The organism is Shewanella frigidimarina (assembly GCF_003797125.1).
Lineage (GTDB): Bacteria > Pseudomonadota > Gammaproteobacteria > Enterobacterales > Shewanellaceae > Shewanella > Shewanella frigidimarina.
Map to the genome: position 1 here is coordinate 38,205 of NZ_RKKE01000006.1, position 13,101 is coordinate 51,305.

Below are 13,101 nucleotides of genomic sequence, written 5' to 3' on the forward strand. Positions count from 1 at the left end.
CTGAGTTTATAGGAGCTGAATAGTGTCCCATTGAATAGGATAACAATTGTTGTACAAGTGAACAAAATAAAAAGAGACGCTCGATGCGTCTCTTTCATGCTTAATAACTTAATTATAAACCTTAGCGAACTTTACGGTCTTCTTGCATTAAGTCAGAGATAATCTTGTACACTTCGGTAATAGACTCATCCGATAATGGCTTGTCTTCTACATCATGTAACAATATTTTAGTCTGATTAACATCATCAGTTTCTTTAAGTAGTAAACGATAATTGCCTTTTTTCAATGACAACTTTTCTTCGCTCCACAAAGAGCTCCAGAAACCACCGCTTTCTTCTAAATTAATATAAAACAGGCCTTTGCTGTTATCAGTATCAACAACATCAAAACCCATTTCCGGTAATACTAAGCGTAAACGCTCCCATACCGACTTATAATTTGCTTCGGCCAACCAATAAGCAGATTCAGTAGCATTAGTCACTAAATCAACTTTAATACCAAGGCTTTGCTCAATACGTGCAGCACGGATAGCTTGATCACGTTTAATGCTCATATAAGCAATAGCATTGTTAAGCATATCAGTGGTGTAACGACGTTTGTCTTCACCGCTTAATAAGATTTTTTGATCTTTATCATCGTAAAACTCTTGATGCTCAACTAAATCAATTGACACAGAACCAGAGCGACCATGTGGCTTCACATCCACTTGGTAACGGTAACGTTGACGCAGTTGATAAACTTTGTCACTGCCCCACCAATTAGATTCGATGATTTCATCATTTTCAATCCAATCAGTTTCAATAAAGCCAGCGGTAAGGTCTTCGCTACGAACAGCTATATTATTTTTGTTTAGATAGCCATTGATGACATCAAAGATTTCTTGTTTTAAATCAGTAGTGCTTTCAATCGATTCAATCACGACACGAATACTATCACTGCTTTCTTCGATGTGTGTGCCTTCAGCCATTGGCAATACTTGTAATGGCGCACGAATATCAAGATTCTTGCCTACAAGCTGCTTATTTACGTTATTACCTACAACAGGAATGTCATATTCTTTGCTGTAAGTAGGCGTATTCAAGCCCTGTGGGATCGTCAATAATGGCGTTGTTTCAGCATTAACGAAATCATCATTACCATTGGCCTGACGGCGATCTAATGGCGTACTGCAAGCTGAAACAGCTGCAACAAGGAGTAACGGAGTGACTTTCTTTAACATGAATTTATTTTACCTCAATATGAGCTTGTTTCATTGTTTCTATTAACAGACCATGAAACTGCTCAGAAAGTTCAGTTAAAGGTAAACGAATATGACCATTAGCTATCAAACCCATTCTATGAACAGCCCATTTCACTGGAATTGGGTTGGCTTCACAAAATAACGAGCGATAAATACCCGTTAATGGTTGATCGATTGTTTCAGCTAATTGTGCATTTTTGGCTAACGCAGCATCACACATGGCTTTAAACGCATGTGGAACGATATTATTTGCAACTGATATAACACCATTACCACCGAGTAATAAAAACTCACGTGCTGTGGCATCGTCACCGCTGTAAAGTAAGAAATCTTCACCACACAGTTCACGCAAACGTGCAACGCGGCTTAAATCACCCGTGGCTTCTTTTACACCAATAATATTACTGACACTTGATAATTCAGCCACAGTTTCTGGTTTCATATCAACAGCAGTACGACCTGGCACGTTATAAAGAATTTGAGGAATGTCAGTACTTGCAGCAACGGCCGTATAATGGGCAATTAATCCCTTAGGCGTTGGTTTATTGTAATAAGGGGTTACGCCAAGCATGGCGACAACACCTGATTTTTGCATTGATTTGGTTAATTCGATTGCTTCTGCTGTGGCATTGGCGCCATTACCACCAATGACAGGAATACGACCTGATGCAAACTTAACAGTTTGGCAAACAACGGCCGCATGTTCTGTCATAGGCAAAGTTGCAGACTCGCCTGTAGTACCGACCGCGACTATGGCATCAGTACCTTGTTCAATATGGAACTCAACAAGTCGTTCAAGACTTGCATAATCTACTGTGCCATCACTATTCATTGGTGTGATTAAGGCTACGATGCTTCCGTTTATCATCTATCTTCCCCACGGTTTCAGGATTCGCTATGTTACTGATGCCAACCACTAATGACAAGCTCTTCGGTAACCATAATCTGAAATAAGTCATTAATGCTATTTAATGCAGCGTAACCTAGCATCTTTGAAGCCATAGCGCTAAAAAATAATCACATTTATGTGAGTGATATAGGTTACTATATTGAGGTGTTTTAGTGAAAAATGATAGCATTAGCACCCGCACAAAAACTGACATGCTTCGGCATAAGTTTTCGCTCTACGATATCAAAAGTGAGGAAAATCCATGACCAATTATCTGGTCGTTACGGCAATGGGCGCTGACCGTCCAGGATTAGTAAGTCGTTTAGCGCGTTTAGCAAGCGAATGTGATTGCGATATAGTCGACAGTCGTATGGCATTATTTGGTAATGAATTTACCCTAATTATGATGATATCTGGCTCTTGGTCAGCTATAACAAAAATAGAAAGTTTATTACCGGCGCTGAGTGTTGAACTTGAACTAATGACCGTCATGAAGCGAACATCGAAACATACTCCCAAAAACTTTGTTTCTCGTATTGAAGTGATATTCAATGGTGAAGACCAACGCGGAACCATGAAGAGTATTACTCAGTTTTTGGCCGAAAGAGGCCTCGACTTAGCGGCAGTGCGCTCTCACGCTGATGACAACGACAACCTTAAAACTCAGTCTATTTTATTAGCGATCAATATTCCTGATAAAATCAATCTATTGAAACTTGAACAAGGTATTCATGAGCTGGCAGAGTCTATGTCTCTAGAGTGCACAATTAAGCGTATGCAAGGCATTGCAGCGCCATAATAATTACTACAGTCACCTCTCATTGATGTGAACCTTGTACGTGCTAGTCACGTAATATCCACATCACATTTGATAAAGGATCAATCATGAACACATTAAACGTTGGTGATACTGCACCAAACTTTACCCTGCAAAACCAAGCAGGCGAAGCGGTATCACTGCAAGACACATTGTCTAAAGGCCCTGTGCTAGTGTATTTCTACCCTAAAGCATCAACTCCTGGTTGCACAGTGCAAGCACAAGGCCTGCGCGATATCAAAGCACAACTTGATGGTTTACACGTGACCGTATTCGGCATTAGCCCAGACCCTGTTGCTAAACTGGCTAAGTTTGCCGACAAACAACAGCTCAACTTCGCTTTGCTCAGTGATGAAGACCATGCGGTTGCTGATGGTTTTGGCGTATGGGGACAGAAAAAATTCATGGGTAAAATTTACGATGGCATTCATCGCTTAAGTTTTATCGTGGGTACAGATGGCAAAATCAGCCATGTGTTGAATAAATTCAAAACCAAAGATCACCACGAAGTGGTTCTGGCCACGTTAGCTGAGTAATTGAAGCAAGGCGAACACCTTGCCTATACGCTTATGACGTAATAATAAAAAAGGGCTTAGCAATAAATTGCTAAGCCCTTTTTAGTAAACTATTAAGAAAAATCGTTAACGCCTAAGCGCTAACGTTCACACTATTTTAGTCTCTATGCCGTTTTAGAATCTATACCGTTTTAGTGTCGCTTGGCTGCTGTGGTTTTTCTTCGTCGGCTGCAGTCTCTACATCACTCGACTCGATTGTAGCGCTTGCAACTTGTTTAGCCTTTTCTTGTGCAGCTAACTCTTTAGCTAGCAATGCAGTTTCTTGCTTAACTAATACAGCCTCTTCGTCAGCTAATAAGCGGGCTTTTTCTTGTTGTTCAAATAGCGCTAACTCTTCTTCTTTACGGCGTGCTTTTTCAATGGTGCGTTGCTCAGCCTCTTCTGCTTCGCGAACAGCCCTTGCTTCAGCGGCCGCTTTGGCTTCAGCATCTGCCACTATCTTGGCTTGGCGATCAGCTTCGTCATCTAATGCACGCTGAATAACAGCTTGATCTTGTGCTTCTTGTGGCAATAAGCTAATTAACTCTATGCCCACAGGTAGCACAATTGCTTCAACGCCAGATATAACTTTAACCTTGCCTTCTTTGGTTAAATAAACCAATGGCATTGCAGTGTCACCATAACGCTTTTTGAAATCATCATACGTAAAGTTCTCAGTTATATTGGTAATTTTCAATACCGCGCCTTTAGCCATTAAAGTAGCAATTTTGGCGTAAGATATATTCTCACCAAACAAACATAAGCGCTTAAGATAAGATTCAGACAACTGATGACGAGCACTGGCGCTGTCAGCATTGTTTAAACCATACACTTTTTCAGTGCCCATTAAATCTTGGAAGTGGAATGTCACCAACGGGTTTAACTGACGGTAAGGCGACATCACAAGCACTCGGCCAATACCACTTAAATCCATAAAATTAGATGCATGCTCTGATGCTGGGTTACCAAAGTACACCGGAATATTTTCCATGCGCGCTTGGCGAATACTGTCCCAGTTGTTGTCCGCTAGAATAACCTTAATATTTTTCGAGATTAAAATAGAAGCTAAATCACGTGAGAATTTAGACGCACCAAAGATTAACACCCCTTGATTAGAGCCCTCTTTCACACCTAAAAACTTAGCCCAACGACCGGCCGTTAAGCTTTGAATTACCACGGTACCAATAATAATTAAGAATACTAACGGTACAATCGAACTGGCACCTTCTAAGCCAACCGACTCTAGTTTAATGGCAAATAATGATGAAATGGCTGCTGCAACAATACCGCGAGGCGCAACCCAACTTAAAAACCACTTATCTTTTGACGACAAATTGGTGCCTAAGCCTGAAATCCAAATGCTTAATGGACGTGCGACAAACATCGCCACTAATAGCACCCCTACACCACCAAATCCTAGGTCCAGCATTGCACCAGAATCAAGGCGTGCGGCCAACAGAATAAATAGCGCTGAAATCAGTAGTACGGTTAAGGTTTCTTTAAATTCCAAAATGTCGGCAATATCAACGCCGCGCATGTTCGCTAACCAAATACCCATTACCGTAACCGTTAACAAGCCAGACTCTTCTTGTAAAATGTTAGAGCCAACAAAAATGCCCAACATAATGGTTAATACTGCGGTGTTACGTAAGTAATGTGGGAATAAGTTTTTACGGATAGCTAAACCCGTTAAGTAACCACCTGCAGCACCTAGACCAAAACCAAGCACTAAGGTTAAGCCTAATGCTGTCAATACGTGCGTGGTCGGGTCGGCCGTAACGGCGATATACTCAAATACTAGTACCGCTAACAATGCACCGATGGGATCAATAACGATGCCTTCCCAGCGCAATATACTGGCTAAATTGGATTTTGGTTGCACCGTGCGTAACATAGGCACAATCACGGTTGGCCCTGTCACCACCACTAATGCGCCAAATAACATGGCAATTGCCCAATCAAACCCAAGCAAAAAATGCGCTGCTGGTGCAATACACGCCCAGGTAATAAATGCGCCGATGGTGACAAGGTGGGTCACCATTCGTCCATGTTCTTTAATTTCTTTAAAGTTAAGTGTCAGCGCACCTTCAAACAGGATGACCGCAACACCTAACGAAATAATAGGAAACAATAAATCACCAAAGATTTCATCTGGGTCTAATATCCCTAATCCTGGCCCTAACAGTAAACCACATAATAAAAGTGGTAAAATTGCTGGTAGACGTAATTTCCAACCAACCCATTGACACAAAAGCGATAACACACCGATTAATGCCAGCATGCCTGTAATGTGTTCAACCATAATTGTTTCCTTTTGTATTGCTATCATTGCTAATGACTAACTTAATAAGCAATGCGACTCACGTTAATATTGTGCTCTAAATGCATTCAACTTGACTGTTTACAACAACTTAATCAGCCAAATCATTCATTGCGATTAATCTATTTTTGTTAATCGATAAAACTTACTGATCTTTCTTTTTATTTCATCATAGGGACATAGTTAACTGATGCATATATGTTTGAGCCCATTAAAAACAGCTGACAAAATTTTGCATATAACATACTAATTTAACAGTAGGATCAAGACTTTTTTTGACCAATATCACATTTTATACCTTTTGCATATTTTTAACATATACATCTGAATTACTTCAGCAAATGGCAACATTGATTTAGACTCTAATCGATTGTTTTTTATCTATTAATTATCTAAAAGCAAAAACCTCAGCAAAAGCTGAGGTTTTATTAATAACATACATATAACGTAATTATTGTGGAATGCTCACCTTACCTTCCATTAATACTCGCGCACTTCGGCTCATAATGGCTTTTTTAACTTGCCATTGACCTTGTACTAATGCTGCTTGCGCACCTACACGTAAAGTGCCAGATGGATGGCCGAAACGAACTGCACTCAGCTCACCGCCGCCAGCAGCTAAATTAACTAATGTGCCAGGAATCGCAGCAGCAGTGCCAATCGCCACCGCAGCAGTGCCCATCATCGCATGGTGCAATTTACCCATAGACAATGCCCGCACGACCAGATCGATATCATCAGTATTAACCGCTTTGCCACTGGATGAAATATAATTCGCAGCAGGTGCCACAAAAGCCACTTTAGGGGTATGTTGACGGGCTACCGCTTCATCAATATGCTTAATTAAGCCCATTTTTACTGCACCATAAGCCCGAATGGTTTCAAACATGGCTAACGCTTTATCGTCATTATTAATGTCATCTTGCAACTCAGTACCTTGATACTGAATATCGGCAGCATTAATAAAAATCGTTGGAATGCCCGCATTGATCATGGTGGCTTTAAAGGTCCCTACGCCAGGTACGTCAAGTTCATCAACCACGTTACCAGTAGGAAACATAGCGCCATCACCATCAGCAGGATCTAAAAACTCCACTTGCACTTCTGCTGCGGGGAACGTCACACCATCAAGTTCAAAATCACCGGTTTCTTGCACTTCGCCGTTGGTAATAGGGACATGAGCAATAATGGTTTTATGAATATTGGCTTGCCAAATACGCACGATTGCGGTGCCATTTTCAGGCACTCGGCTTGGATCAATTAAACCATTACTAATGGCAAATGAACCCACCGCTGCAGTTAAATTACCGCAGTTGCCGCTCCAATCAACAAACGGCTTATCAATCGATACTTGACCAAATAAATAGTCAACATCGTGATCAGCTTGAGTACTTTTAGATAAGATAACCGTTTTACTGGTACTTGACGTTGCTCCACCCATCCCATCGGTGTGTTTACCGTAAGGATCGGGACTGCCAATAACCCGCAATAATATTGCATCGCGGGCTGCGCCTGCCACTTGAGCAGCCGCAGGCAAGTCAGTCAGGCTGAAAAATACTCCTTTACTGGTGCCGCCGCGCATATAAGTCGCTGGAATTTTCATTTGTGGTAAATGAGCCATCACATATTCCTAAAATAACAAAAGACCAAACCGGCAACCTAGCAATAAGCTTATAAGCTGCCAGTTAAATAAGGCACAAAATCAAATAATTACTTGGTTTCGTTAGCTAAAAAGTCCTGAGCAAAACGTTGTAATACACCACCCGCTTCATAAATTGACAACTCTTCGGCAGTGTCAACACGACATTTAACCGGAATGGTCACTTGCTCACCATTTTTACGAGTCATAATCACATTTAACATAGCGCCCGGTTTGCGTTCGCCCACCACATCGTAGGTTTCCGTGCCATCAATATGATAAGTATGACGATTATGACCTGCAGTGAACTCAAGCGGTAACACGCCCATACCCACCAAGTTAGTGCGGTGAATACGCTCAAAGCCTTCAGCAACAATCACTTCAACCCCAGCAAGGCGCACGCCTTTTGCAGCCCAGTCACGTGACGAACCTTGACCGTAATCTGCACCAGCAATAATAATCAGTGGTTGCTTACGTTCCATATAGGTTTCAATCGCTTCCCACATGCGAGTGACTTGGCCTTCAGGTACTATGCGCGCAAGTGATCCTTGCTTAACCTTGCCATTTTCCTGCACCATTTCGTTAAACAGTTTAGGGTTAGCAAAGGTGGCACGCTGCGCAGTTAAGTGATCGCCACGGTGAGTGGCATAAGAGTTAAAGTCAGCTTCAGGCAAGCCCATTTTGTATAAATATGCACCTGCGGCACTGTCGAGCATAATCGCATTTGATGGCGATAAATGATCGGTGGTGATGTTGTCACCGAGTACGGCTAATGGACGCATACCTTTCATGGTGCGCTCACTCGCCAAAGCTCCGTCCCAATAAGGTGGTCGGCGAATATAAGTGCTTTGTGGACGCCAATCATATTGCGGATTTACGTGGCTACCATACTCGACTTTAATGTCGAACATTGGCTCATAGACTTTACGGAATTGCTCAGGCTTAACGCTTGCTTTAACAACTGCATCGATTTCTTCATCGGTTGGCCAAATATCTTTTAACGTGACAGCTTGACCTTGGTTATCGATACCTAAGATATCTTTTTCAATATCAAAACGAATCGTACCGGCAATGGCATAAGCAATGACCAAGGGTGGTGATGCTAAAAATGCTTGTTTAGCATAAGGATGAATACGGCCGTCAAAGTTACGATTGCCCGACAACACTGCTGTGGCGTATAAGTCGCGATCAATCACTTCTTGTTGAATAACCGGATCAAGCGCGCCGCTCATGCCGTTACACGTGGTACAGGCAAAGCCGACAATGCCAAAGCCTAAGTTTTCAAGCTCAGGTAATAAGCCTGCTTCTTCTAAATACAATTGCACTGCTTTAGAGCCAGGCGCAAGCGATGATTTCACCCAAGGTTTACGTAATAATCCACGGGCATTGGCATTGCGAGCCAATAAACCGGCAGCAATCATGTTGCGTGGGTTACTGGTGTTAGTACAACTGGTAATCGCAGCAATAATCACTGCACCATCGGGCATTTTACCGGGTTCGTTTTCAACCACGCCACTAATACCACGCGCCGCTAATTCAGATGTCGGTACACGACTGTGTGGGTTAGACGGGCCTGCAATGTTACGACCAACAGATGACAAGTCAAAGTGTAATACACGTTCATACACAGCATTCGTTAACGTATCAGCCCATAAACCCGCTTGCTTGGCGTAGGTTTCAACTAGCTTAACTTGCGCGTCGTCACGGCCAGTTAACGTTAGATAATCGATAGTTTGTCTATCAATATAAAACATCGCCGCGGTGGCGCCATATTCAGGCGTCATATTAGTAATAGTAGCGCGATCGCCAAGGGTTAAATGGGTGGTACCTTCGCCATAAAACTCAAGATACGATGACACCACTTTTTGCGCACGTAAGTATTCCGTTAACGCCAGCACTATATCGGTAGCGGTAATGCCAGGTTGCGGCTTACCGGTTACTTCAACACCAACAATTTCCGGTAAACGCATATAAGATGCACGGCCGAGCATGACGCTTTCAGCTTCTAAGCCGCCCACACCAATGGCAATAACACCTAATGCATCTACATGAGGTGTATGGCTGTCGGTGCCAACCAAGGTGTCAGGAAACGCCACACCATTTAGCGAATGTACTACAGGCGACATACGCTCTAAGTTAATTTGATGCATGATGCCGTTACCCGGTTGGATAACATCAACGTTTTTAAATGCCGTTTTGGTCCAATTGATGAAATGGAAACGGTCTTCATTGCGGCGGTCTTCAATGGCGCGGTTTTTCTCAAACGCGTCTTTTTCAAAACCAGCATGCTCAACCGCCAGCGAGTGATCGACAATCAATTGAGTCGGTACTACTGGGTTCACTTTTGAGGGGTCGCCACCTTTTTCAGCAATCGCATCACGCAGGCCCGCTAAGTCGACTAATGCAGTTTGACCTAAAATATCATGACAAACCACACGGGCTGGATACCACGGAAAATCAAGGTCACTTTTGCGTTCAATCAGCTGCTTTAACGAATCAGTAAGCATGTCAGGCGAACAACGACGTACTAAGTTCTCGGCAAACACACGAGAACAATAAGGTAGTTTGGCGTAGGCACCAGGCTCAATCGCATCAACAGCCTCTTGGGTGTCAAAATAATCTAATTGGGTGCCAGGTAAGGCTTTACGGTATTGAGTATTCATAACTTCATCCACAATAAACATGAAAGTAAAAAGCGCTAATCTAAATCGAAAAAAGCCGAGTCATCATTATGATGCTCGGCAAGTTGATTAACGTTGACTAATAGGCGCCACTTTACGAGGCTCACTGCCCACATAATCTGCACTTGGACGAATAATGCGGTTGTTTGAACGCTGCTCCATTACATGTGCAGCCCAACCGGTTAAACGTGAACAAACGAAGATTGGCGTAAATAACTTAGTTGGAATACCCATAAAATGATAAGCAGAGGCATGGAAGAAGTCAGCGTTACAGAATAACTTTTTGGTGTCCCACATAAACTCTTCACACGCGACAGAAATGTCATATAGCGAGGTATCACCGTTTTCGTGAGCCAGCTTTTCAGACCACTTCTTAATAATCACATTACGTGGATCAGACACGCTATAAATAGCATGGCCAAAGCCCATGATTTTTTCTTTGCGTTCTAGCATCAATGCCATTTGCACTTTAGCATCAGCTGGCGAGCTGAACTTTTGGATCATATCCATCGCCGCTTCGTTAGCGCCACCGTGCAGCGGGCCACGTAATGAACCAATCGCACCAGTAACACAAGAATACATATCCGATAATGTTGAAGCACATACACGCGCGGTAAAGGTTGATGCGTTGAACTCATGCTCTGCATACAAAATCAACGACACATCCATTACACGGCGATGTTGCGCTGACGGCGTTTCACCGCGAAGCAGTTTAAGAAAATGTCCACCCAGAGAATCTTCATCGGTGGTGCAATCAATTTCTACACCGTCATGAGTGTAACGGTACCAAAAACACATGATGGCCGGAAATGCGGCTAATAAGCGGTTCGACGCTTTGTGTTGCTGAGTAAAATCGACTTCTGGCTCAAGGTTACCTAAAAACGAGCAACCAGTACGCATAACATCCATTGGATGAGCATCAGCAGGAATTAATTTTAATACCGCTTTTAGTGCATCAGGTAAATCACGCTGCGCTTTCAATTCTGCTTTATATGCAGTTAGCTGAACCTGGTTTGGTAACTCGCCGTTAAATAATAAATAAGCGACTTCTTCAAAGGTAGCGTTATCGGCTAAATCAGAGACATCGTAACCGCAGTACGTTAGGCCTGAACCTGATTTACCGACTGTACATAATTTTGTTTCGCCAGCACTCTGACCGCGTAATCCTGCGCCTGATAATTTCTTGTCTACCATGATATCTTCCTTCTTATGCTTTTCACGATTTAGCCATGCTAAATCGCGATTGTAGGGTATTGTTATTTTAGTTGTAATCGAGTCTTGCTGTCGTACTGAGGCCGTTATTTATTTTTACCTTCGGCAAATAAGCTGTCTAATTTTTGTTCGTAATCGTGATAACCCAAATAGTCGTATAAATCCATACGAGTTTGCATGGTATCTACCACTGCTTTTTGGTCGCCATCGGTTAAAATTGCACTGTAAACATTTTCAGCCGCTTTGTTCATTGCACGGAATGCACTCAATGGGTACAACACCATTGCCGCGCCCCACTCGCCTAATTGTTGCTTATTCCATAATTCAGTTTGGCCAAACTCAGTAATGTTAGCCAAAATAGGCACATCTAATGCTTCAGCAAAGGCGCGATAATGTTCTTCTGTTTTAATTGCTTCGGCAAAAATACCGTCAGCACCCGCTGCCACGTACGCTTTAGCACGTTCGATAGCGGCTTCTAACCCTTCTTGAGCAAACGAGTCAGTACGCGCCATGATGAAAAAATCTGGGTCGGTACGGGCATCAACCGCCGCTTTAATACGATCGACCATTTCTTCTACTGGGACTATTTCTTTATTTGGACGATGACCACAACGCTTTTGCGCCACTTGGTCTTCCATGTGGACCGCTGCAGCGCCGGCTTTTTCCATGTCACGAATGGTCTTGGCAATATTAAATGCCCCGCCCCAACCCGTATCAATGTCCACCAGCAAAGGTAAGTCACAGGCTGAAGTAATTCGTTGCACATCAACCAGTACATCATTGAGTGATGTCATGCCTAAGTCGGGTAAACCATAAGAGGCATTAGCCACTCCGCCACCAGACAAGTAAATGGCTTGATGACCAATTTGCTTGGCCATCATGGCGGCATAAGCATTAATGGTACCGACAATTTGCAGTGGTTTGTTGTTAGCTAATGCTTGACGAAATTTTTTACCTGCGCTCATGATATTTTCCTTATATGCAATTATGACCGTGGGCGTAACACGCCACACGCAAGACATTACGATAATTTGTGTTCGATATTATTTTTAGAATACATAATATGGCGACGCATCAGCATTTCAGCTAATTCTGCATCACGATTTAAAATGGCCTGAACAATGTGTTTGTGTTCATCATAAGCGGTGGTCACACGCGGACCCGCCATGCCAAGTTGTACGCGATACATGCGCACTAAATGATAAATGCCATCAAACAGCATTGAAATTAGGTGTTTGTTTTTACTGCCTAAAATAATCCGATAATGAAAATCAACATCACCGGCTTCTTGATAATAAGACTCGCCGCCTTTGACCTCGTCAAAGTGGGATTGTAATAAATGGTTCAAATCAGCGATTTCATCATCAGTCATGTTCTTTGCCGCTAAACGTGCCGCCATGCCTTCAAGTGATTCACGCACTTGATACAGCTCTATCAACCCTTGTGGAGATAACGCCACCACACGAGCGCCTACGTTGGCTTTACGCTCAACAATATGGCACGACTCTAAGCGGTTAATGGCTTCACGGATCACGGCTCTACTCACGGCATACTTTGTCGACAATTCAGTTTCGCTCAATTTTGAGCCGGCCTGAATACGACCTTCGACTATATCGTCTCTAAGGGCTACAAAGGTCTTATCTGCAGAAGTAATCGGCTGGATCATATTCATACCTTGGATAATAAAAACTGACATTAAAAACAGCTACACAAAACAAGTTGTCGACAATATAGCACCTTTAAATCGTA

Annotated in this window: 10 protein-coding genes; 2 read left to right on the plus strand and 8 right to left on the minus strand. The window is 42.8% G+C overall.

The features are described from left to right. Positions 1-121: 121 nt before the first annotated feature. Together bamC and dapA are read right to left on the minus strand one after the other, a co-directional pair. Positions 122-1,219, minus strand: coding sequence for an outer membrane protein assembly factor BamC (gene bamC, locus EGC86_RS16295; RefSeq protein ID WP_011637329.1), 1,098 nt, complete (start codon positions 1,217-1,219; stop codon positions 122-124). 4 nt (positions 1,220-1,223) lie between these two features. Next, the gene (dapA, locus tag EGC86_RS16300) at positions 1,224-2,108 is read right to left on the minus strand and encodes a 4-hydroxy-tetrahydrodipicolinate synthase (RefSeq protein ID WP_011637328.1); all 885 of its coding nucleotides are present in this window, start codon (positions 2,106-2,108) and stop codon (positions 1,224-1,226) included. A 283-nt stretch (positions 2,109-2,391) separates the two neighbouring features. Here dapA and EGC86_RS16305 point away from each other — a divergent pair, with 283 nt between their 5' ends. Together EGC86_RS16305 and bcp are read left to right on the plus strand one after the other, a co-directional pair. Further along, positions 2,392-2,928: a glycine cleavage system transcriptional repressor gene (locus EGC86_RS16305; RefSeq protein WP_011637327.1), complete on the plus strand. Its 537-nt coding sequence runs from the start codon at positions 2,392-2,394 to the stop codon at positions 2,926-2,928. Positions 2,929-3,014: 86 nt separating this feature from the next. Then, complete coding sequence (gene bcp, locus EGC86_RS16310) at positions 3,015-3,482, plus strand: thioredoxin-dependent thiol peroxidase (protein WP_011637326.1); 468 nt, start codon at positions 3,015-3,017, stop codon at positions 3,480-3,482. 160 nt (positions 3,483-3,642) lie between these two features. Here bcp and EGC86_RS16315 read toward each other — a convergent pair whose 3' ends face one another. The 6 genes from EGC86_RS16315 to EGC86_RS16340 form a co-directional block, all read right to left on the minus strand. Then, a complete protein-coding gene (locus EGC86_RS16315; protein WP_123778247.1) occupies positions 3,643-5,802 on the minus strand; it encodes a cation:proton antiporter domain-containing protein in 2,160 nt (719 codons plus the stop codon). Positions 5,803-6,271: 469 nt separating this feature from the next. Next, a complete protein-coding gene (prpF, locus tag EGC86_RS16320) occupies positions 6,272-7,441 on the minus strand; it encodes a 2-methylaconitate cis-trans isomerase PrpF (protein WP_123778248.1) in 1,170 nt (389 codons plus the stop codon). A gap of 89 nt (positions 7,442-7,530) precedes the next feature. Next, positions 7,531-10,122 (minus strand): Fe/S-dependent 2-methylisocitrate dehydratase AcnD, encoded by a 2,592-nt coding sequence (gene acnD / locus EGC86_RS16325; RefSeq protein ID WP_165872439.1) that lies wholly within the window; start codon positions 10,120-10,122, stop codon positions 7,531-7,533. Positions 10,123-10,209: 87 nt separating this feature from the next. Continuing rightward, positions 10,210-11,334, minus strand: a complete 1,125-nt coding sequence (gene prpC, locus EGC86_RS16330; RefSeq protein ID WP_123778250.1) for a bifunctional 2-methylcitrate synthase/citrate synthase — start codon at positions 11,332-11,334, stop codon at positions 10,210-10,212. A gap of 104 nt (positions 11,335-11,438) precedes the next feature. Further along, positions 11,439-12,317: a methylisocitrate lyase gene (gene prpB / locus EGC86_RS16335; protein WP_011637321.1), complete on the minus strand. Its 879-nt coding sequence runs from the start codon at positions 12,315-12,317 to the stop codon at positions 11,439-11,441. A gap of 56 nt (positions 12,318-12,373) precedes the next feature. Then, positions 12,374-13,018, minus strand: a complete 645-nt coding sequence (locus tag EGC86_RS16340; protein WP_011637320.1) for a GntR family transcriptional regulator — start codon at positions 13,016-13,018, stop codon at positions 12,374-12,376. Between the last annotated feature and the right edge of the window lie 83 nt (positions 13,019-13,101).

What these genes read in the sequence shown, in the direction of transcription:
- bamC (WP_011637329.1), bottom strand. Translation starts at nt 1,219, where the DNA reads ATGTTAAAGAAAGTCACTCCGTTACTCCTTGTTGCAGCTGTTTCAGCT.
- dapA (WP_011637328.1), bottom strand. Translation starts at nt 2,108, where the DNA reads ATGATAAACGGAAGCATCGTAGCCTTAATCACACCAATGAATAGTGAT.
- EGC86_RS16305 (WP_011637327.1), top strand. Translation starts at nt 2,392, where the DNA reads ATGACCAATTATCTGGTCGTTACGGCAATGGGCGCTGACCGTCCAGGA.
- bcp (WP_011637326.1), top strand. Translation starts at nt 3,015, where the DNA reads ATGAACACATTAAACGTTGGTGATACTGCACCAAACTTTACCCTGCAA.
- EGC86_RS16315 (WP_123778247.1), bottom strand. Translation starts at nt 5,802, where the DNA reads ATGGTTGAACACATTACAGGCATGCTGGCATTAATCGGTGTGTTATCG.
- prpF (WP_123778248.1), bottom strand. Translation starts at nt 7,441, where the DNA reads ATGGCTCATTTACCACAAATGAAAATTCCAGCGACTTATATGCGCGGC.
- acnD (WP_165872439.1), bottom strand. Translation starts at nt 10,122, where the DNA reads ATGAATACTCAATACCGTAAAGCCTTACCTGGCACCCAATTAGATTAT.
- prpC (WP_123778250.1), bottom strand. Translation starts at nt 11,334, where the DNA reads ATGGTAGACAAGAAATTATCAGGCGCAGGATTACGCGGTCAGAGTGCT.
- prpB (WP_011637321.1), bottom strand. Translation starts at nt 12,317, where the DNA reads ATGAGCGCAGGTAAAAAATTTCGTCAAGCATTAGCTAACAACAAACCA.
- EGC86_RS16340 (WP_011637320.1), bottom strand. Translation starts at nt 13,018, where the DNA reads ATGATCCAGCCGATTACTTCTGCAGATAAGACCTTTGTAGCCCTTAGA.